This is a genomic window from Dyadobacter alkalitolerans DSM 23607, assembly GCF_000428845.1.
GTDB classification, from domain to species: Bacteria; Bacteroidota; Bacteroidia; order Cytophagales; family Spirosomataceae; genus Dyadobacter; species Dyadobacter alkalitolerans.
Window position 1 is genome coordinate 281545 of record NZ_AUAS01000002.1, and the last position, 20150, is coordinate 301694.

Annotated in this window: 20 protein-coding genes; 11 read left to right on the forward strand and 9 right to left on the reverse strand. The window is 45.3% G+C overall.

All coding sequences use genetic code 11. The features are described 5' to 3' along the window. The first annotated feature begins 48 nt into the window (after positions 1–48). From G395_RS0104335 to G395_RS28500, 5 genes are all read left to right on the forward strand, one after another. Entirely contained in the window at positions 49–240 is a 192-nt protein-coding gene (locus tag G395_RS0104335) for a hypothetical protein (protein ID WP_229203974.1), read from the forward strand. Then, positions 241–732, forward strand: a complete 492-nt coding sequence (locus tag G395_RS0104340; protein ID WP_035360371.1) for an ankyrin repeat domain-containing protein — start codon at positions 241–243, stop codon at positions 730–732. A gap of 152 nt (positions 733–884) precedes the next feature. Then, the gene (locus G395_RS0104345) at positions 885–1772 is read left to right on the forward strand and encodes a dienelactone hydrolase family protein (protein ID WP_026628958.1); all 888 of its coding nucleotides are present in this window, start codon (positions 885–887) and stop codon (positions 1770–1772) included. A 26-nt stretch (positions 1773–1798) separates the two neighbouring features. Further along, entirely contained in the window at positions 1799–2101 is a 303-nt protein-coding gene (locus G395_RS0104350) for a hypothetical protein (protein WP_026628959.1), read from the forward strand. A 138-nt stretch (positions 2102–2239) separates the two neighbouring features. Further along, a complete protein-coding gene (locus G395_RS28500) occupies positions 2240–2491 on the forward strand; it encodes a hypothetical protein (RefSeq protein WP_035360373.1) in 252 nt (83 codons plus the stop codon). A gap of 86 nt (positions 2492–2577) precedes the next feature. Here G395_RS28500 and G395_RS0104360 read toward each other — a convergent pair whose 3' ends face one another. The 3 genes from G395_RS0104360 to G395_RS0104375 all read right to left on the reverse strand — a co-directional run bounded on the left by G395_RS0104360 (position 2578) and on the right by G395_RS0104375 (position 7483). After that, a complete protein-coding gene (locus G395_RS0104360) occupies positions 2578–3162 on the reverse strand; it encodes a hypothetical protein (protein ID WP_026628960.1) in 585 nt (194 codons plus the stop codon). A 367-nt stretch (positions 3163–3529) separates the two neighbouring features. After that, complete coding sequence (locus G395_RS0104370; protein ID WP_026628961.1) at positions 3530–5890, reverse strand: ABC transporter permease; 2361 nt, start codon at positions 5888–5890, stop codon at positions 3530–3532. Positions 5891–5995: 105 nt separating this feature from the next. Continuing rightward, on the reverse strand, positions 5996–7483 hold the full coding sequence (locus tag G395_RS0104375) for an alpha-amylase (protein ID WP_026628962.1): 1488 nt from the start codon (positions 7481–7483) through the stop codon (positions 5996–5998). A 282-nt stretch (positions 7484–7765) separates the two neighbouring features. Between G395_RS0104375 and G395_RS0104380 the strand changes: the two genes are divergently transcribed. The 3 genes from G395_RS0104380 (at position 7766) to G395_RS0104390 (ending at position 10749) form a co-directional block, all read left to right on the forward strand. Continuing rightward, on the forward strand, positions 7766–8716 hold the full coding sequence (locus G395_RS0104380) for a hypothetical protein (RefSeq protein WP_026628963.1): 951 nt from the start codon (positions 7766–7768) through the stop codon (positions 8714–8716). Positions 8717–8770: 54 nt separating this feature from the next. After that, a complete protein-coding gene (locus G395_RS0104385; RefSeq protein WP_026628964.1) occupies positions 8771–9157 on the forward strand; it encodes a GreA/GreB family elongation factor in 387 nt (128 codons plus the stop codon). A gap of 311 nt (positions 9158–9468) precedes the next feature. Then, a complete protein-coding gene (locus G395_RS0104390) occupies positions 9469–10749 on the forward strand; it encodes a sensor histidine kinase (protein WP_026628965.1) in 1281 nt (426 codons plus the stop codon). 129 nt (positions 10750–10878) lie between these two features. Here the strand turns inward: G395_RS0104390 and G395_RS0104395 are convergent, their stop codons facing one another. The 3 genes from G395_RS0104395 to G395_RS0104405 are packed head-to-tail and all read right to left on the reverse strand — an operon-like array spanning position 10879 to position 13557. Further along, the gene (locus G395_RS0104395) at positions 10879–11793 is read right to left on the reverse strand and encodes an AEC family transporter (protein WP_026628966.1); all 915 of its coding nucleotides are present in this window, start codon (positions 11791–11793) and stop codon (positions 10879–10881) included. Beyond that, the gene (locus G395_RS0104400) at positions 11777–13300 is read right to left on the reverse strand and encodes an FAD/NAD(P)-binding protein (protein ID WP_026628967.1); all 1524 of its coding nucleotides are present in this window, start codon (positions 13298–13300) and stop codon (positions 11777–11779) included. The genes G395_RS0104395 and G395_RS0104400 overlap by 17 nt, the downstream gene beginning before the upstream one ends. Then, on the reverse strand, positions 13297–13557 hold the full coding sequence (locus tag G395_RS0104405) for a hypothetical protein (RefSeq protein WP_026628968.1): 261 nt from the start codon (positions 13555–13557) through the stop codon (positions 13297–13299). Before G395_RS0104405 ends, G395_RS0104400 begins: the two co-directional genes overlap by 4 nt. A gap of 73 nt (positions 13558–13630) precedes the next feature. Here G395_RS0104405 and G395_RS0104410 point away from each other — a divergent pair, with 73 nt between their 5' ends. Continuing rightward, a complete protein-coding gene (locus tag G395_RS0104410; RefSeq protein ID WP_026628969.1) occupies positions 13631–14713 on the forward strand; it encodes a calcium:cation antiporter in 1083 nt (360 codons plus the stop codon). 262 nt (positions 14714–14975) lie between these two features. On the opposite strand, the gene G395_RS31970 is transcribed toward G395_RS0104410, so the two are convergent. The 3 genes from G395_RS31970 to G395_RS28505 all read right to left on the reverse strand — a co-directional run bounded on the left by G395_RS31970 (position 14976) and on the right by G395_RS28505 (position 17453). Further along, a complete protein-coding gene (locus G395_RS31970) occupies positions 14976–15260 on the reverse strand; it encodes a hypothetical protein (protein ID WP_157486545.1) in 285 nt (94 codons plus the stop codon). A gap of 488 nt (positions 15261–15748) precedes the next feature. After that, positions 15749–16372, reverse strand: a complete 624-nt coding sequence (locus G395_RS0104420; protein ID WP_026628971.1) for a DUF4468 domain-containing protein — start codon at positions 16370–16372, stop codon at positions 15749–15751. A gap of 106 nt (positions 16373–16478) precedes the next feature. Further along, complete coding sequence (locus G395_RS28505) at positions 16479–17453, reverse strand: tyrosine-protein phosphatase (RefSeq protein WP_229203976.1); 975 nt, start codon at positions 17451–17453, stop codon at positions 16479–16481. A 131-nt stretch (positions 17454–17584) separates the two neighbouring features. Here G395_RS28505 and G395_RS0104435 point away from each other — a divergent pair, with 131 nt between their 5' ends. Both G395_RS0104435 and G395_RS0104440 read left to right on the forward strand, forming a co-directional pair. Further along, positions 17585–18838: a PQQ-dependent sugar dehydrogenase gene (locus G395_RS0104435; RefSeq protein WP_026628972.1), complete on the forward strand. Its 1254-nt coding sequence runs from the start codon at positions 17585–17587 to the stop codon at positions 18836–18838. A 157-nt stretch (positions 18839–18995) separates the two neighbouring features. Beyond that, on the forward strand, positions 18996–20123 hold the full coding sequence (locus G395_RS0104440; protein WP_035360377.1) for an AI-2E family transporter: 1128 nt from the start codon (positions 18996–18998) through the stop codon (positions 20121–20123). The last annotated feature ends 27 nt before the right edge of the window (positions 20124–20150 follow it).

The window sequence follows — 20150 nt, forward strand, 5'->3', positions numbered from 1 at the left end:
TTTTTTGACCTGCCTTACGCAAGTTTCACGTTCTAAATAAACCTGATTATGATGGGCAAGGCCAGTTTTACTTTAAAAGAAGATTCCAGCGAAATTGTGATTAACAGCACCGACATCGACGAAATTGTTCCGGATGCCGATTTTCGGTTCAGCCTTCTGGTCCTGAAAAATGGTGAAAAACATTTTGTAGCAGGCACAAAAGAGGAAATTGAAAACAAACTGGAAGCAACCGCATCATAAATGGGAACTATCGAAAATGTAAATCTGGATTATGTCCTTATCCATGCTGCACGCGTGGGCGACAATGCTGTCGTTGAAGAAATCCTGTCAAGAGGGATTAATGTAAATGTCCAGGATGAAAAAGGCTATACGCCGCTGATTATCGCATGTTACAACAATCGCTATGAGACCGCTAAATTGCTGCTGCAAGCTGGCGCCGACGTCAATGGATTCGATTATGGTGGAAATACTGCATTAATGGGCGTTTCATTCAAAGGTTATCCCGAGATCGCTGAATTGCTTATTGACAATGGTGCCGATCTGAATATGCAGCACGGAAACGGTGGAACTGCATTGATGTTCGCAGCCATGTTTGGCAGAAACGACCTGGTTAAGCTGCTTCTGGCGAGAGGTGCGGACAAGACTATTCTGGACGCCCGGGGCCTATCGGTTACAGATCTGGCTTTGCAACAGGGTAACCATGAAGCGGTTGTGCTTTTGGAGTCTGAATAAAAATCGCTTGTGAACTTAATGCTCGCAAAACTTTTCGGCTTGCATCTCAGCAAATGTAAACCGCTGCATGCCTTTTCGTGAAATGATGCTAACTTTTAAAGGTAAAATGCTTTTCCTAATAGCATTATCAAACACCTTTACGACAACCGAATATGATAGAGATCAGAAAAGAAGACATTAAGCAGGAAGTATTTGACCTATACGACGACTACGCCCACGACCGGATCGACCGACGGAATTTTATGCAAAATCTATCGGCCTATGCAGTCGGTGGTGTTACTGTGGCGTCGCTTATGAGTTTCTTGATGCCTGATTATCAGGGCACCATTCAAGTTAAGCCCAATGATCCCCGGTTGAAATCAGATTATATCAACTACGATTCGCCAAAGGGTGGAAAAACCATTAAGGCGTTGTTATCACAGCCCGAAGGTGCAACCGGAAAGCTGGGCGGCGTCATTGTGGTGCATGAAAACCGTGGCCTTAACCCGTATATTGAAGATGTGGGCAGGAGGGCGGCCCTTGCGGGATTTCTTTCCATCGCGCCCGACGCGTTGACGCCATTGGGCGGCTATCCCGGAAATGATGACAAAGGGCGTGAAATGCAGAGCAAAAGAGACAAAAATGAAATGTCGGAAGACTTTATTGCCGCATTTGATTATTTGAAAAACCACAAAGATTGCAATGGGAAGATTGGTGTGGTAGGCTTTTGTTTTGGAGGTGCCATGGCGAATATGATGGCCGTGAGGGTGCCTGAACTTGCCGCTTCCGTGCCTTTTTACGGCGGGCAGCCTGCCGCTGAGGACGTTCCGAAAATAAAGGCGCCGCTGCTGTTGCATTACGCGAGCCTGGACACGCGCGTGAATGAGGGATGGCCTGCTTACGAAAAGGCGCTTAAAGAAAATAACAAAGAATATACGGCCTATATGTATCCCGACACAAACCACGGCTTCCATAATGACAGCACGCCACGATACGACAAAGCCGCCGCGGAGCTGGCCTGGACGCGTACGATTGACTTCTTTAAGCAGAAGTTGACTTAGGTTTTGATCTTTACCCTACATTAGCCATGATTTATTACACCCAGCTTATTTTCATTAAGCCCGGCAAAGAAAGCTCCTTCCATTTTTTTGAAGACCAGGTTTTGCCTTTGCTCAGTCACCATAATGGCGAACTCGTCTATCGCATCAGTCCCAGCATTTCTTCTGTCGTAACCACCACATTGGGACATCCATATGAGATCCACCTCGTCACTTTTGCCGACCGGAAAAGCTTCGAGGGATATCGCGATGATCCACAACGCTTGAAACATATGCATTTGAAAGATGAATCGGTGGAACGCATTATGCTCATTGAGGGCAACGCACTTTAAGGAGCGTTTTCAGCGGCATTTGGATTGCGAATAAAAGCCGGATGAAATGGAATGAAATAGAAACCAATTGGTTTATGATATTTGCAGGAGAATAAAACATTTGCAGGAGAATAAAACAAGAGAAACAACGAGAAAAGAATGTCGGAACCACAACTTACAGGCTTGCAAAAGCGGGCTTCGAAATACATCGATAAGGCGATTGCATACCAGGTCAGGCCGGGTGAAATGATCGAAGGCCATTTTATTGGTTTTGATAAAACAAATATTGACCGCGCCGTTATACAAATGTCAAATGCTGCCGACCGCACTACCCTGCCCTTAATGACCGTAGTGAATTATTTTGAAGGAGTTGAAGATGACGAAGATGATGATGCTTTGTCCAAACAATAAAAAACGCCGCCCAATTTGCTGAACAGCAAACTGGCGACGCATGGGCATTCATAAATCTTACTATCTGAAAGACTTACATTGAAAGCTTAAATGTTCAAAGCCCAATGGTAAATATTTACTTTCAGCGGATTGTCAGCGGCAACTTCGAGTAGGTAATATTTACCAGCGGAAGTTTTGCATGCAATTACCGTTTTTACCGGCATATAGTTGGTCCAGAAAGCAGATCCTGCAGGAGCATTTGCGATGGGATTAAAGTTAAATGGTAAATTTTTCAGCGTGCTATAATTAACTGTTGAAATATCTACGATTTTAAGATTGGCGAAAGAGACTTTCAATGGTTTTAAAGCATAGTAGCAGCCATATTCGTCCCAAGCGATATCGCCGGTTGTTTCGGATGTGATGGCAAAAGGAGCTGTTAAGTTAAATCCCTTGCTGGTTGGAACATCCAGCGTTTTAGCTAATTTCCAGGCAAAACGCGAGCTTATCGAACCTTGTCCCATTGTACCCGATTCCGAATCTCCCAAATTTCCACCGCCAAGTTTTGCATTTGCGTCAGCATTCATTGAAGTCCTTTCGGACGCGTTGGAAGGCATTGGCTCGTTGTAATTGTTGCAATTCAACAAGGTAAAAGAGAGACTGAATAGTGCGATTGTTTTTAAGATATTTTTCATGATTTGTTGTGTAATAATTTTTAAAAGATTTTTAATTAAATTTGAATTTTAACGAAATGATTGCCGAATTTTCGGCCCGTTTTTTTCATGGTTTTTTACTTTTTTCAAATGATCCTATTTAAGTTTTGAGATATGATTTGTTGCTAACGCGGTGCAAAACAACCATGAAAATTTGAGAAGATTTATACCGAAACGCTCAATCATTATTTTGCGGTACTCGTTTTGATTTAGCGGTGTGTCACGCTATTCAAAGAAATATCCCGGCCAACATTTAAATGTCAGCCGGGATTTTTTTAAATAACTAACTATTGCACCGCGAAATGAATGCTTGTTAAGTCCGATCTCTATATTTAAACGACTTGGATAATTATTCCGATTTGATGGACTTTACCGGGTTTGCTAATGCGGCCTTAACACTTTGGAAGCTTATTGTAATGAGCGCAGTAATGATCGCGAGCAACCCGCCGAGCAGAAACATCCACCATTGAATAGTTATTTTATAAGCAAAATCTTTCAGCCATTCCTCCATCAAAAACCAGGCGACAGGCGTTGCGATAACGATGGCGATAATAACGAGTTTCATAAAATCCTTGGACAACAATGTTGTAATGTTCAAAACAGTAGCGCCCAGCACTTTCCGGATTCCGATTTCTTTGGTGCGCTGCTCCGTGGTAAAAGAAGCCAGTCCCAGCAAACCCAGGCACGAAATGACGATGGCTACGCCTGCAAAAAAATTGAACAATTGCCCCGTTTGTTGTTCGGTTCGGTACATATCGTTGTAATTCGCGTCCAGAAATGCGTATTCAAATGGATAGGCAGGCAAATATTGCTTCCAAAGTTTTTCGGCTGCCGCCAAGGCATCTGGTGCCAGCTCGCCGGTGGTGCGGATATTCACCATGAAATTACTTTCCGGTTTGCTGAACAGGACTAAAGGCCAGACAGGCTCGCGAATGGAGGTTATATTGAAATCCTTAACAATGCCAATGATCGTCCCTTCCGTGCCCTCGTGCTTGAAACGCTTACCCACAGGATCTTTCAATCCCGTTTCTTTTACAGCGGTTTCATTTAATATGAAACAGGCTGAATCGGATTTTGATCCGCTGAAATTACGTCCCGACAGCATTTTTATTCCAAAATTTTCAATAAAGTCCTTATCGATACCCATCTGGACCATGATCAGCGTCCGGTCTTTTTCCTTTCCGTCCCAATCAACCGAGGCGGTTCCGGTCTGAATATTGACGGGTGTATCCGTAGATGTGCTGATGCCAAGTATGCTCGATTGGCCGCTTAATGCTTGCTTGAATTGAGGCGTAAATTTGCGCCCGTCGAAAGTAAAAACATGCGCCCGCTTAAAGCCCGGATCACGCTCGCGAATGAAACGAAGCTGACTGCCAATGATAAAAGTGCCGACAATGAGAATCGTTGCCAGCGAAAATTGCGTTACCACGAGTAATTTCCGCAACCCAGCACCGCTTACCTGGCTGGAATGACCTTTCAATGCCTGAATAGGATTGAACCCAGCGACCATTATAGCCGGATAAATTCCCGCCAGCAGGAAACAGAATGTCAGACTGCCGATCAGCACTTGCCAAGCCCTTGGATCGAAGAGCGAGAAATGGCCCGTTTTGCCCGTTAAGCTTTTGTAAAGCGGTAAAAGCGCTTGCAGTAAGGCAATAGAAAGGATTAGTGCCAGGGTCAATGTCAGCAATGATTCTACCAGTAACTGCCTCGCCAGCTGTGCAGAACCTGCTCCAACGACCTTGCGGACGCCAATTTCCTTGGCCCTTCTTGTGGCTCGTGCGGTGGTCAGGTTTACATAATTGATACAACCGATTCCTAATAAAAGCACCGCAACAATTCCTAAGATGCTTACTTGCTTCATAGCGAACCCACCGCCTTCTACCGGATATAAATGAATCTCGGTAAATGGTTGTAAGAGATAATCCGGAATGTTGGGCTTGCCTTTCAGAATAGATGCTTGTATTGCCGTTAGTTTCCCTCCTACACTTTCCGGTGAGGCTTCCGAACGCAGCTTCACATACGTTGCAAATCCGAAATCATCCCAATTCTCGTCAGCGAGTTTGGCGCCGCCTTTGTCAGGACCGGCGGTTTTTAATACTTCAAAATTGATATACAAATGATCCTTGATGGAAGAATTGTCGGGCGCATCTGCCAGCACACCGCTGACTATAAGCGTAACATTGGTTTCAACATTCATGAAGGTTTTGCCCACCGCATCCGCCGTGCCGAAGAATTTTCTGGCCAACTTTTCTGTAAGCACAACCGAGTTAGGTTCTGGAAACGGTGCGTGGCGGTCGCCATACAGCATTTTAAAGCCATTGAAAAATGTCAGAAAATTTGCTTCCGTAAATGCCAGGTTATCCTTTTGGTTAAATGTTTTGCCATTGGCCTTGAAAGTTGCCGAAGGATAATACCCCATCCGCACTGCACTTTCCACTTCCGGGATTTGCTTTCTGGCCTCGACGGCTACGGGGCCCGGCGTTGAGGTAAATATATTTTCGTCTGTTCCTTTGCCAAAACGCGCATTAACCTGGTAGATCCGGTCCGCATCGGCGTGGAACCTGTCGAAACCCAGCTCATCCTGAACCCACCAAAAAAGCAGCAAACTCACAGCCAGCACGACAGCCAAACCGCCAATGTTAAGCGCTGAATACCAACCGCCCGAGCGTACATTACGCCATGCAATTTTGAAATGGTTACGAATCATAAGCCAATCTGGTTAACAGGTTTTTAAACCATTACCAGATCGGCTGACGTTGTGTGGCAGGGAAGCAGCATTTAATACTCCCCTGCATTTTTGTTAATATTTCAATTACCCATTCTGAACTCCCCAGACACTCACAGAACGACCGTTTACGCGGAATTCTGCGTGCCCATCCTCTCCTATTACCACCGGTTCCTGAACGAAATTCAAATAATCCACAAAAGTTTTTCCAGCATGCTGCTGGCCTATGAACATTGTTTTTGCCGCATTTTCGTGATTGGAAATCAAAACTGCGCAACCTGAGTTTTCATGCTCATCACCTTCGCGAGTCCAACCAATACAGTTAATGTCATCGAAATAGTCGTTTTGCGTGCCATATGCCAGCTTTTTTCTTACGTAAAGCAATGCTTCAAGAACATTCAGTTTTTCCAGTGTGATTTCATGTTCCTGTGCATCATTGCCTGTATCCGTGTATTTGGAGCCATACAAATCGCTGTAAAAAATACAGGGGTAACCGGCCTGGCGTAACAGAATGATCGCATAAGCCATCGGCCTGAACCAGCCTTCAACGGTCTGTTCCAGGGATTGCAGCGGCTGCGTGTCATGATTTTCTACCAATGTCACGGCAAGTTCCGGCATCGTTTCCACCAGCGTTTCGTTCAGGATTGTCCGCAGATCGTAATGTTCGTTTTCTTTTGAAGCCCTGAAAAAGTTGGCTTGCAGCGGCGCATCGAAGAGCGAAACGCGCTTGTCCGTCGCTTCAATGTAAGCCAGCATAGAACCCAGGTCATACGGTGCCCAATATTCGCCGACGGTATAGAACTCTTTCTGGTATTTTCCCCGTAAATGGTCCAGCCATTCATTAAAAAATGCAGGATCCATGTGTTTGATCGCATCCAGCCTGAAACCATCGCAATTCACTGTCTTCACAAACCATTCTCCCCAGTTTTTCAATTCCTGGCGTACATGCGGATTACGGAATTCGATATCCGAAAGCATTAGGTAATCATAGTTTCCGTTTTCCAGATCGAGCACATCCTGCCAGCCATCACCATACTGATTTTGAATACTGTAAATTGCATTTTGCTCAGTTGAGGCATTATAATCCACACCCGAAAAACATTGGTAATCCCACACAAACTGCGAGTATTGCCCGCCCCTGCCGGGAAATGTAAATTTCGTATATGCCTCTATTTCGAAAGTATCGCTCACGAATTCATTGCGATTTTCGGGCGTAACTTCCTTAACGGGCACCACTTCTTTTTCATCGGCACCGCCCATGTGGTTCAAGACAATGTCACAATAGACTTGTAAACCAGCTTCCTGACCGGCTGCAATTGCCTCGATCAACTCTTGTTTTGTGCCATATTTGGTCCGTATTGACCCTTTTTGATCAAATTCTCCAAGGTCGTATAAATCATAAGAATCATAACCGGAGGATTCCGCACCTTCCATTCCTTTTTGTGCTGGCGGCAACCATACTGAGTCGATGCCCAGATTTTTGAGACGGGCAGCTTCATTCTTGAAATGATTCCAAAGCGATCCGTCCGCAGGATAGTACCATTCAAAGAATTGAAGCATTGTAAAATTTTCCATAAATCGTTAATGAAGTGCTACGGGGTTTGATGCAGCTGATACATTACTCTAAATAACCATACCGGCCCAGTAAGTTTAGTTACCAATCTTATCCTTTGGACATTGGCTTATATATAAACAAATTCTCCTTCTTCCTCTGCTCCCAAGCCTGCGGAGCATGCCATGCGGCGGTCGCAACAGAAATCCATCAAGCATTAACATTTAATATGAAAATAGTTAAAAAAGATTTTGTTTAAATGAAATATGGCTGTAAATTTACAACTGTAAAAATAAAAATGAGCGATGACATACATTAGTGCGCAACCAGTTCTGACGAATGAGTGGGATGACATTTGTTATCCTGTGAGCCCCGTTTGGCTGGCGGATCTTTTACCGGATTATGACATTATCGCAACGGATCGTCAGCAGCTCGTGGTAGGTGAACCGCTGCGGGGCAGAAAAACGATTTTTGGGATCCAAAGCGCCGATTATACGATTATTCCAAACATTTGGATCCGGGAAGTGATTGATAAGGTGTTTGGAAAAAATTACGAGGTCCAGATCAAATATACAAGCACGGGTGAATTCAGCATCAGCATTATCCTGTCCGATGGGTTCTCCATCGGCAGTGAGAGCCTGCAACGCAGTATGATCCTGACCAACAGTTATAACGGTAAAACACCTTTAACAATTCAGGGTCAGACTTTTACGACCATGACCAATGAAGGTAACAAGCCGGGAAGCAGCATGTATCGCGAGGTCTGCCAGAATGGTCTTATGGGCTGGGCCGACTCGTTTGGCAAGCTGACTGATTATCAGCATTGGCTGGAAGAAAAACCAAAAAAGAAGGATAAAAAACAACCGGTCAAAAGCACGCAGGAATTGCGTAAAATCCATCATAGTCGTCTTACGCAGGAAATTTTTCAGGCACAGCTGTATGCCATGCTCGTGGGCCACAAAAAGCCGAGGCCAACATTAACTGCCACGGTGTACGAACATTTGCAGCAGCGGAAAGTGTCGAAGGCAGAAGAGGATCTGCTTAGAAAACTGCCGATTCCGGTCCAGCTGGCGAAGCAAGCACAAGAACGCCTGCGACTGGAAGAGCGCATTCTGGACGCTAGCCCTTCTTACTGGCTGATGTACAACGCAGTTAACCATGCGCTTTTCAACGCGCGCAGCAGTCTGACGCTAAACGACCGTTACAAGCTGGATGAGCGTGTTTTTCATCAGCTGGCCGCCAGCTCGTTTGCATAGCGGCAAACCCGTGACGCCTTCCGGTGTCACGACATTTACTTTAATTCTATAATTATGAATACGCAAAAAAACCATGTGATATTGAGTGAAGATGATTTTCGTATGTTAAAACAATTCGCCGAAAATTTCAGTAGCAGCAATGCAAACGAAATGTCCCTGTCCTATGAACTCAACCGCGCGATCGTCGTGGAAGACGACGAGTTGCGACCGGATAGCATCAGATTGAACTCGGAGGTGAAAGTGAGGGAATTAACAACAAATAAAGAGATGGAATTCTCCATTGTAATGCCTGCGTTGGCCGATATTAAACAAAAGAAGATCTCCGTACTAACCCCAATGGGCGCCGCTTTGATCGGGCTTTGCAAAGGCGAGACAGTGGAATGGAAAATGCCCGCGGGCATGAAGAAGTTCCAGGTATTGGACGTAAGGCAAATGCTATGAAGGCGCCCCGACATCCGCTCATCTATGCGATGTTATGCGCGTTTGTGTTGATGACTTTTTACATTGCATTCTGTCTGATTACATTCAATATGTAATCCAATTTATCCTGAGCCGGTAGTGCTCCACTTTACGAAGTCAACCGGATTCTATAGAGCAACTTTAAGGCATAGGCCAGGTCACCAACCTGGCTTTTTTTGTCTTGGGAATTTGCAAATAGCTCCAAATTACGGCTCATGCCAGCTTTGCATGGCAGCAAGGTATAATATTTGCAGTTGTTCTTGAAAGAAAAATACCGATCAACGACGTCCGTTATGGCAAAAAAAGAATCAGGAAAACTCGATAAGGCGAAGGATTTGGCTGCACACCTCCGTGCACGCAGGGAGATAATTTTAAACAGATGGCGCGAAAGATGCGCTGATGATCCTTCGCTAAGCAGTAAGAGCAGCTTTTCCAGAGAGGAATTCAATGACCAGGTCCCGTTGTTACTCGATGTTCTGGATCAGCGCCTGAAACAAATAGAACCCACACACGACCCGATTGTAATTGCCAGCGAGCATGGCGTTCACCGCTGGCAAAATGGTTACGCGCTTCGGGAGCTGGTGATTGAGCTGGAACACCTTATCGCGATCCTGATTGATGAGGTTGACCGGTATAATTTGGATTTTTCTAAACTTGATGCAGCTAACGCATCCTACGTTTACCGGGAGTTAAGCCGGATCTATGCCGAGGCAAACCGCGGCAGTGTCGTATCCTACAATGATTTAGGGCAGACGGCTGCGGCCGAGCAAGCGTCCAGTCTGCAAAAGGCACTGGATCAGCTGCTACAATTAGGAAAAAAGAGAAACGAGCATTTGAGACACAGTTCGCACGATCTGCGATCGAGTTTCAGCGTGATATTAATGGCATCCCAACTTTCGCAAACGCAATCTTCTGATGAAGAGCGATCGGAATTGATGAACATTTTAAATAAAAATCTGACCTCGCTGCGGGATATGTTAATGCAACTCACCGACTATGCACGTATCGAAGCCGGTCAGGAGACGCTGGACATCAAAGATTTCAATGTGGCTGATTTGATCAAAGAAATTGTTGAAAACGCGCGGCCGGTAGCAGAATTACGCAAACTGACGATCACTGCGGAAGGTCCTGACACACTAAAAATATCCAGCGACAAAGTTCAGATCCAGCGTGTTTTACAAAATCTCCTTTATAATGCATTAAAATATACAGAATCAGGAGGCGTCTATATAACCTGGTCCAATGAAAATGAGAGACGGTGGGTGCTTAGCGTACAGGATACCGGCCCTGGTTTCCGGGAAAATTCGCCCGCGGCTGTCTTCGCAGAACAATTAAAGCCAGCCACGCACACGACCGGCATCCACAATCATGTGCCTCCCACTGAGCGCTTTCCCGTGATATCGGATGAAAGTGATAATGGGTCGTTTAAAGAAAGTGAAGGACTTGGTTTATTTATTGTGAAGAAAATATGCGAACTGATGAAGGCGACGATGGACATCGAAAGTGCGCCAGGGAAAGGTACATTGGTAAGGGTTCGTTTTCAGTCACAACAAGAGCTCAATGCTGCACCATAAGCGCTTGTTTTGAGAATTTCATTTCAGCATAGATGTGTTTTATGTTGCTAAGACATCGTCGTATATGCCTTACCGATCGCCTGCACTTTTTTTGAAATACTAATGATCCAGACTGGCAAGGTAACCCTCCTATTGCATGAAAAATGTCGCAGCCGAAACCAGCACAACAGACAGCAACATCGATAGGAATACGAGGATCGAAGACTGTTCTTCATCCGCTTTCAAAAATGCGGCAAATACTGTAACATTCGCTGCAATAGGAAATAACGGAACCAGGGCGAGCATTTTGTAATCCTCCTCTTCCAGGTCTTTGGCTATGAAGGAGGCTGCGAAAGCAATAACGCCAAGTATAATGATCGCGGCAAGCGTGCGAAAGCCAAGCAATTTTGAAAAATAAGGAATTTTAATGTTCTTAAAATCAACACTTGCCAGTTGAAATCCTACGATCATCATACCGGCTGCGGAAACAGCAAAACTGACCACACCAAGGGCCGGTTTAACAAACTCCGGCGTTTCCAGCCCGGCTATTTTACAGATTATTCCCCCAACAAACACATACAGGAACGGAATGCTAAGCATTTCCTTGAAGGCTTTCTTGGCCGGATATTTGGTCTTGGCCACCTGGTAATAACCGATTGTGTCGCCATATAAAGCCGAACCCAAATAAATGCAGATCAGCACACTAACTTTGTCTTCTCCAAAAAGCGCGGTCACCGTGGGGATACCGAAAAAGGCAATGTTGAAAAATGAAAATGAGCTTCGCAGCAGCAAAGGATCAGTCTCAGAAGCTAGCTTGTTTTGAGCCAGTTTCGCAGCAAAATTCATCCCTAGTGCCAGCAAAAAAGTCAGAATGGGCAAAACGATCAGCTTGGAAGTCTCAGCGTCAAGCATGTTTGTAAACACAAGCAATGGCAAGAGCACGTTGATCAGCGGCTTGCTGATGTAATCTGAATTGAAGTCAAATTTCTTGCTGATCAGGTATCCGGCGGGGATAAAGGCCATAACAGGAAATAGCTCCCCGTAAAGTTTAAGAAGGGTTTCCAATGATCTGACTGATAAGGTGACGTGATAAATTGCCGATTGTTCTGACGTTAAACCAAACGGCGTTTACATCCAGCAGTAAGCCATTTGTAATGTGACCAACCGCGTAAAAATTCGGATAAGCGCTTTTGCCGGTGATCACTTGCATCGTTTCCGTATTGATCTTGATCCCGCCGGCATCCTCCGGCTCAATTAAACCATCCTTAGCAAGATTTTGCATCAGATCCGATTTCATCAATTTGACAGCAGATGCAGGCCCTGTGGCGTTGATCACAAACTTCTCAACCGATTCATTTCCGTCGCCATGGGTTAGCACAAAGTTATTTTTACTGTCGTCGAAAACCACTTCTTTCAAGCCCGGAACAACCTTTAACTGATTTGATGTGAACAACTTGTTAACCCGCTCAGCATTCACAAGCGGCATACAGTGACGATTTACCGCCCAGTAAGCGCCAAACCATTTTTTAAATTTGAGCTTTTCAGATTCGTCCAGCCATTTCCACATTTCAGAACTCTCATACCGAAGCGAATAGGGAATGTTACTGAGTGCATCACCACCGTTTTTAGCAATTTCAATGTCCTCTGCTAGCAGTTTTTCAGCAGGCTTATCTGTTCTAGCAGTGGCTTTCCAATCTATCTTTCCGCCTGCATATGCCTCTGCTTCCTTTTTGAAAAGCCTGAATATTTCTTTCACTGTGGGGTTTCTCAGTTCCTTCCGCTGGATTACGTGGAGATTTCTGAGGGTCAAAAACTTGCAATCGATCATTGCAGCCTGATCCGCCGGTTGCACTCTGGGCATCAGCCCGTCTGGCGAGTAACAGGTGATTTTTCCCTTATAATCATTATCCGTAAGCGTCATCAATGCGTCCACAGCACTAAGGCTCGACCCTAAAATCGCTACATCCGCATCCTTTGAAATTTTTTCCAAAATAGGCTCTGATGGCCAGGGAGAGCCGAAATAGCCTTCTTTATCATTCAAGTCCGGATAATTATCGGCAACTGGCGTGCCGGGAGAAAGCACCAGAAAATCACACGAATGCTGCGCGTTTTTGGACAAGTGAATGGTGAAACGGGAATCTTCACGTGCAACGCTTGTTGCGCTCGCATGGATCACCTGCACATCCATGCCTTCGTTCTTCGCCAGGGCAAAGTAATGCTCGAATTGTTCTTTCAGATAATCTCCATACAACCTGCGGGTGGTAAAAGCTCTATTTTCACCTTGGTTATCAACAACTTCGCTGCCGATCCGCGCATTATGCTCAATCAGCCAATCGCTGAAATGCTGTGGTTCAGTAAAATGGATTCCCATTAGATCTGCCTGGGTGTTGAGAATATGACCCGGTTGTTTGGTCCCAAAAGCAAGTCCCTTGCCTACTTCTTTGTTCTCTTCAATGATGGTAATGCTAACGTCGCGGTGGCTTTTTGCGATGCGTAGTTGAAGAAAAAGCTCTATGAATGCTGATATTCCGCAAGCACCGCCACCGATAATCGTAATATTTGTTAAACTCATTTTTGACGCTCCTGTTTGCTATCTGCTCCCATTTGAAGCAGGAAGAATCGGACATCTAAAAGAATCATGCTAATTACACAGCTGGAACTGGCTGAAAAACCGTTTCTCTTCCTCGTAACCCTCTGAACCAGCGTTTCCGTCCACTCAGAATGACTAATAAAATTTAACAAAACCCCATAATTTTTCACACCCAGACGCCCTCCTTGCGGATTAGTTTTTTTATCTTTCAGTTTCTCGGTTGTGCTGATTGCAAACATGCTAATGTCTTTAGTGCTTTTGGTACGGCTTTACAACAAGTCCCAAGACTTGTCTTCACTAAAATTTGTTTTCATGAAGTCTAAACTCTCGCTACCACGCTGGTCTATCATAACCCCCATTCTGGCGTGGCTTCTTTATTATGGTAAATCTTTCGAATTCGGTAGTGTATATGACGTGTTCCTTGCCTTTGGACTGATAGGCGCAGTGCTGGCCGCCGTGCACCATGCCGAAGTGATCGCGCACCGCGTGGGCGAACCAGCCGGAACACTCGTCCTGGCCATTGCTATTACGATTATTGAAGTGGCCTTAATTGTTTCGCTCATGCTTGCGGGCGGCGCCGAAACGGCTGCGCTTGCCAGGGACACGGTTTTTGCTGCGATTATGATTATTCTTACGGGTATTATCGGGTTATGCCTGCTTGTAGGCGGTTATCGCTATCAGGAGCAGCAATTTGGAAAATTCGGCGTAAGTGCTGCGCTGGTGACGCTTACCGCGATATCTGTGCTTACACTGATTTTGCCTAATTACACAACCAGCGTTACCGGGCCAGTTTATAACGATAGCCAGCTTATTTTTGTAGCAATTATTTCGCTGGTCCTTTACGGCACATTTGTAATGGTGCAGACCGTCCGTCACCGCGCCTACTTTCTCACGGAAATCGTGGATGCAAAAAAAGAAACACCTGCTGATCCGCCCTCGAATCAGGTGACTTTAATCAGCACTGTTTTGCTGCTGGTATGCCTCGTTGCGGTGGTGCTTCTGGCTAAAATGCTAGCACCTACTATCGAAAGTTTTGTTGTGGAAATGGGTGCTCCCAAGTCGCTTGTGGGGGTCATTGTTGCTGCTGTCATTCTGTCGCCGGAAGGTTTAGCGGCGTTAAGGGCTGCAAAGAAAAACCGGCTGCAGATCAGTTTGAACCTGGCTCTGGGCTCTGCGCTGGCGAGTATCGGACTCACCATTCCCGTCGTGGCAGTAGTATCCATATTCACCGGCCTCACCATCACCTTGGGTATCGACACGAAATCCACGCTCCTGCTCATTCTGTCTCTTTTCACCGTAGCCCTATCCTTCGGGACCGGAAGAACCACCGTCATGCAAGGCGTAGTCCTCCTGGTCATTTTCGCAGTGTACTTGTTCACTACGATTGTGCCTTGAAAAGCTCGCCCGTAAAGCGGCGATCTCACATTTATCACCATATAAAACAAAAGGGGAAGCAAGCTTCCCCTTTTGTTTTAATTAACCTTAGTGATTATTCAACGATGATGTCTTTGTGCGATGTAGTCATAGTATTATGTGGTTAGTTCAACAAAAACTTTAAAGCAATGTATTAATGTTTGATTGACCAATAAGTAAAGTTATAAAATTTTGCTAAATGTTGTCAAAAAATAACGTAGAGAAATGATAATATAAGCTCTGCTTATCGAGCCTTAGTCAGCACCTTTCCTGATAACCCGCTCTTAAACCTCCCTTCTTCAATGTCGTCGATATCAAAGTCCCTGGTGAAATATGAGGTGAGACCTGACAACTGATGCTTTGCTACAACTTGCAGCCTGAGAGACTTTGTCCTGCCCAGAAGAAGTTCCAAATTTTCGGAGGTCCTGATCCGGCATGCAAACTCATCGTGGGCGCTATTCCCAAACCCCGAAGATAGTGATCGCAAGAATGGGAGGTCGCTTCTTTTCAGTTCGATAGAATCTATCATAATATTCTTGCCTCCACTATAATGTGGCTCCAAGATGAATAGGCTAAATCTCAAATCATGGCATTTGAAACAGCTGTTGACATTTATGATCTTAAACCAAAACATTGGTTCCGTATTCTCCGAACCGTCCGAATTCCTGTCATGTAGTGGACACTTGGATATTTTACGTACAATCCAAAGCTTCGGCTTGAATGTCGCAAACATAAATATCAGGAACAAAAACGATCCAAGCATCCTGGATGGCATATCCCTTAAATGCCAATCGATATCATATTGACTGGCCTCGCAACTGGTAGTAAAAACCAGAAACAGATATATGAGTAAAATGTTCTTCATTAACGCCGTCCTGCTTTTTATGCAAATAAATTCATTAGCAAAGCTTGCTACAAGCTTTGCCAGCAGCTAAGGTTAGCGAACCTTTTAGACAAAATGAATTCTATTTATTTTTCGGAAAAGCATTTATCAAAAGGAAAGAATTTTACTCAACCTCACTTCACAGCTAGCGAGCCGGCACCCAGCACTGCTTCACGGAGGCCGTTTTGGATCATGGTGAATTGGAGGTCCATCAGGTAGTGGGATTTATGATAGTCTTGGAGGACGGACTTGATGTTGCGGCGCTGCTGATACAGCTTGGCCCTTGCCTTCTTGCTTTTTGTGATGGAAATTTCGCGGCCGATGTCGTCGATATGTTTGCCGTACATGCCGATGTTTGAAAAATCTGCATCTGCCGATGTGTAGGCAGCCGAAACGGCATTGCGCGTCTTTACATTGTTAATGGTGCAGTTGTAATATCCGTCTTTGATATCAACCTGGACGCGGTAACTGAATGAGTTGAAACTTTCGGAGACGATCGGTTCCTGATCCTGAAAAACGATCCTGCCCAGACCCGCATCCTCAACCCGCATCACCTCGCGATAATTGGGATAGGTCCTGCGTATCCAGGCCTTCGCAGCGTTAAAAGCTTTGTCGCGTGACTGGCCGGTTTGTACCGATTTGGTCTGGGTAATTTCGCCGGTGAACCGGTCATAGGGTAAGCCTGACTTCTGTGCGAAGCTAGGCGTGAACAAATTTAGGGCAACAATGAAGAGCGTTGAGAGTAGAGGGTATTTCATCAAAGATCCAGAGAGTATATAATTATCGGTAATGATAAGAATTATAGAAAATCTTTCAAAATTTATGTAGAGAAACTTGGATGTCTTTGTTACCGGAAGGCACTTTTTACATTTTTTCCTGATAAGTAAGCTTTTCAATGAGCAGTTCTCTGCGTTTTTGGTCGATACCCAGCTGATTTTCTATGAACCGCTCTATGCCGCCATACTTTTTATCAATAGTCCCGAAAGTAGCATTGATAAATCGCTCATCCACGGTTACAAATACTTCGACCGCTTTTAAATCCATTTTGCGTTTGATGGTTTTGCCCAATCTGGCTTTCCGCAATGTACTTTCTGTGTGCTCCTGGCGATAATAATTCGACAGTAAATATTCGTTCACTATTGCCTTCCGGTCGACTTTCAGGATAGATAATATCAACGCGGAAATAATGCCTGTACGGTCTTTTCCTGCCGAACAATGGTATACGACCGGCGCATCAGAATCCAGGATACCCTGCATAATTTCCCGCAATGCATTCACATTCAATGATACAGCATCCTCATAAAACTGGATTGTTTTGTCAAATGCCTGCTGTTCCGAAATCTGGCCGTTAATCACTTTTGTCTTCAACTGCGCAATTTCCCCCTCTTTGTCTTCGACCGTTGGCGTATGGAAATATTTGACATTCGCTGGCAACTGATCCTCTTTACCTTTAATTTCATGATCGGTGCGCAGGTCGTATACGCTTGCAATGTGCAGTGAATTCAACTTGTCAAATTCGCTTTCATCCAGGTTAGCCAGATTTCCCGAGCGGTAGATCTTTCCTAAGCGGACTGTCCTTCCATCTACGGTTTTGAGGCCGCCTATATCCCTGAAATTTAGTGTTTTCTCGAAAGGAATGTATCGTTTAGCTAACAGTAATGAATCTTCCATGTGAACAACCTGACGATAAGCCGATTTCCCGTTACGATTCTCCGAAATACTGACTTTGCAGGCCGTAAGCGCAATCCCGGTCAGAAAAATATACAATGTTCTCCTTACGCTGAGAAATAACAATTTTGGAAACATAAAGCCACTTTTCTTGGCTGCTTCATTTGCCATTGGCATCCTGTTTTTTTGAAAGATATTCTTTTATTTTGATCCTAAAATCGATATTTGCCGTTATGCTTTGAAATGGATGTGTCAAATCCGTCGGTCTAAAATCTCATTTATAAACCTCTAACTTAGAACAAATGTCTAAAAGTATTCTGTTAACCCTGGCAGCAGCAGCTTTTGTGATCGCTTCATGCCAAAACAAATCGTCCGAAAATTCGGATGCTGCGGAAAAAGATACCGCGGCTACGGCCGGCGCTCCCGTTGAAACCCAAAAAGCCAATTCAGATTACAAACCTTCTTTCGAAGGACAGACAAGAATTGGAAGTGTAAAATCAACAACGGCATACGAAGGTAAAGTTCTCACCAGCGACCTAAAAAATCCTTGGGGTGTTACCACGTTGCCGGACGGACGTTTGATCATTACAGAAAAAGCTGGAACAATGCGCATCGCCACCACCGATGGAAAGGTAAGCGCACCGATTACCGGCATTCCAGCTGTGGATGCAGAAGGACAAGGCGGTTTGCTGGGCATCCGGGTTGACCCTGAATTTGATAAAAACAGAATGGTTTACTGGGTTTTTGCAGAAAAACAACCAGGCGGCAACCTGACTTCCGTAGCGAAAGGAAAACTTTCAGCAGACGAGAAAAAAATTGAAGGCGCAACGGTTATTTACCGCGCTACACCCGCCTTTCCAAGCAACCTGCATTACGGCGGAAGGATTTTATTTGACAAACAAGGCGACCTTGTCATCAGCACGGGCGAGCGCTCAGACACTGTTTCGAGACCGCAGGCGCAGCATTTAAATTCCAGCCTGGGCAAAGTGATCCGCATTACCAAGGATGGCAAACCGGTGAAAGGCAACCCGTTTGAAGGCAAAGCCGGCGCGAAACCGGAATTGTATTCTTACGGCCACCGCAATGTGCAGGGGTTGGCGTTCCACCCTGTTTCGGGCGATCTTTGGGAAGTTGAGTTTGGCCCAAGAGGCGGTGACGAGCTGAACCGTGTTGAAGCTGGAAAAAACTACGGCTGGCCTACCATTACTTACGGAATCGAATACAGCGGCAAGAAAATCGGTGATTCGATCCAGGTGAAGGAAGGCATGGAGCAACCGGTTTACTACTGGGATCCCGTGGTTTCGCCGAGCGGCATCACATTTTACAGCAGCGACAGCATTCCGGAATGGAAAAATAACCTTTTCATCGGCGGGTTGAGCAGCATGCACATTGTAAGGCTGGTAATCGAAAACAACAAAGTCGTAGGTGAGGAAAGGCTGCTGGCTTCCGAAGGACAGCGTTTCCGTGACATTACGGAAGGCAAAGACGGTGCACTATATGCCGTGACGGATCAGGGAAAACTGTATCGCATATTCAAAAATAGTAAAGCATTTTAGAATTACACGGCGCCGGTGAGCAATCATCCGGCGCCGTTTTTTTTAGATTTGAAGTGCTCAGTGGTTACATTTTGAGCGCATTAGGCGGCACGTCGTCGGGCATGGTATTTATATATTTTGGTTTTGAATAAATTTCCCGAAGTACTCATACACCATCATGATCCGATTTTCCAATCACTTCAAAAGCGTAAGTCTGGCTGCATCTTTATTAAGCCTTGTCTTAATTATTGCCCTGCTATATGTGTTGCAAAGCGTTATAATCCCGCTCTTATTTTCCATTCTGCTAGCCATTTCACTATTTCCGATCACCCGCTTTTTTGAAAAATATAAACTAAGCCGCGCAACGGCTTCCATCCTTTCCGTACTGGTGGCCATTGTGCTCATTTCATTCCTGATCTGGTTTATCGTGCATCAGGTGATCGTGATCGGCGCTAATGGGAACGACCTGCAACTGCGTTTTATGCACATCCTGGAAACGATCCAGAAATGGGTAACCATGCGTTTCGGCATTGAAGAGGGTGAAGTAACCAAACAAATTACTGCTTTTTCCAACAGGGTTGTGAGCAATGCCGGGACCATTCTCAGCACTGCTTTTGGCTCGGTAGGCGGCATTCTGGCGGGGGTGATCATTGTGCCGTTGTTTACCTTTTTCCTTTTGTATTACCGCGATTTCTTCCGTGAGTTTTTCTTCCATGCATTTGCTTCCACATCTAAGGAACTGGTCAGTGATGTGCTGGACAAGATTTATTATGTTGTACAAAGTTACCTGGTGGGACTTGTAACGGTCATGGGCATTGTCGCGATCCTGAATACGGTCGGTCTGCTTGTTCTTGGCATTCCATATGCGTGGTTCTTTGGGATCCTGGCGTCATTGTTAATGTTGCTTCCCTACATTGGCATCGCGATCGGCTCGGTGCTTCCGGCTTTGTTTGCGCTGGCTACCAAGGATAGTGCGTGGTACGCAGTGGGCGTGGTTGCGTGGTTTCAGGTTGTGCAGTTCCTGGAAGGTAACTTCCTTACGCCCAACATTGTAGGTGGCAAAGTAAGCATTAACCCGCTTATGGCGCTTGTAGGATTGCTTTTAGGTGGTATGCTTTTCGGTCTGGCCGGTTTGATCCTCGCTATCCCGATCACCGCTGTTTTAAAAGTGGTTTTTGATGCCATTCCATCCATGAAAGCCTACGGATTCCTGATCGGAGAACCCGAAAAATATCACCTGAAACGCTTTTCCAACAAGATCATCATGAAGCGCTGGAAGATCAACCAGGTCCCGAACCAGGAGTAGATGCTCCTGATCCGAGTCAGACTTAAA

Excerpts from the sequence above, each read along its gene's own strand:
- G395_RS0104440 (WP_035360377.1), top strand. The coding sequence starts at position 18,996 with ATGATCCGATTTTCCAATCACTTCAAAAGCGTAAGTCTGGCTGCATCT.
- G395_RS0104400 (WP_026628967.1), bottom strand. The coding sequence starts at position 13,300 with ATGAGTTTAACAAATATTACGATTATCGGTGGCGGTGCTTGCGGAATA.
- G395_RS0104350 (WP_026628959.1), top strand. The coding sequence starts at position 1,799 with ATGATTTATTACACCCAGCTTATTTTCATTAAGCCCGGCAAAGAAAGC.
- G395_RS28500 (WP_035360373.1), top strand. The coding sequence starts at position 2,240 with ATGTCGGAACCACAACTTACAGGCTTGCAAAAGCGGGCTTCGAAATAC.
- G395_RS31970 (WP_157486545.1), bottom strand. The coding sequence starts at position 15,260 with ATGATAGATTCTATCGAACTGAAAAGAAGCGACCTCCCATTCTTGCGA.
- G395_RS0104335 (WP_229203974.1), top strand. The coding sequence starts at position 49 with ATGATGGGCAAGGCCAGTTTTACTTTAAAAGAAGATTCCAGCGAAATT.
- G395_RS0104410 (WP_026628969.1), top strand. The coding sequence starts at position 13,631 with ATGAAGTCTAAACTCTCGCTACCACGCTGGTCTATCATAACCCCCATT.
- G395_RS0104390 (WP_026628965.1), top strand. The coding sequence starts at position 9,469 with ATGGCAAAAAAAGAATCAGGAAAACTCGATAAGGCGAAGGATTTGGCT.
- G395_RS0104380 (WP_026628963.1), top strand. The coding sequence starts at position 7,766 with ATGACATACATTAGTGCGCAACCAGTTCTGACGAATGAGTGGGATGAC.
- G395_RS0104435 (WP_026628972.1), top strand. The coding sequence starts at position 17,585 with ATGTCTAAAAGTATTCTGTTAACCCTGGCAGCAGCAGCTTTTGTGATC.
- G395_RS0104340 (WP_035360371.1), top strand. The coding sequence starts at position 241 with ATGGGAACTATCGAAAATGTAAATCTGGATTATGTCCTTATCCATGCT.
- G395_RS0104420 (WP_026628971.1), bottom strand. The coding sequence starts at position 16,372 with ATGAAATACCCTCTACTCTCAACGCTCTTCATTGTTGCCCTAAATTTG.
- G395_RS0104405 (WP_026628968.1), bottom strand. The coding sequence starts at position 13,557 with ATGTTTGCAATCAGCACAACCGAGAAACTGAAAGATAAAAAAACTAAT.
- G395_RS0104375 (WP_026628962.1), bottom strand. The coding sequence starts at position 7,483 with ATGGAAAATTTTACAATGCTTCAATTCTTTGAATGGTACTATCCTGCG.
- G395_RS0104360 (WP_026628960.1), bottom strand. The coding sequence starts at position 3,162 with ATGAAAAATATCTTAAAAACAATCGCACTATTCAGTCTCTCTTTTACC.
- G395_RS0104370 (WP_026628961.1), bottom strand. The coding sequence starts at position 5,890 with ATGATTCGTAACCATTTCAAAATTGCATGGCGTAATGTACGCTCGGGC.
- G395_RS0104345 (WP_026628958.1), top strand. The coding sequence starts at position 885 with ATGATAGAGATCAGAAAAGAAGACATTAAGCAGGAAGTATTTGACCTA.
- G395_RS28505 (WP_229203976.1), bottom strand. The coding sequence starts at position 17,453 with ATGGCAAATGAAGCAGCCAAGAAAAGTGGCTTTATGTTTCCAAAATTG.
- G395_RS0104385 (WP_026628964.1), top strand. The coding sequence starts at position 8,771 with ATGAATACGCAAAAAAACCATGTGATATTGAGTGAAGATGATTTTCGT.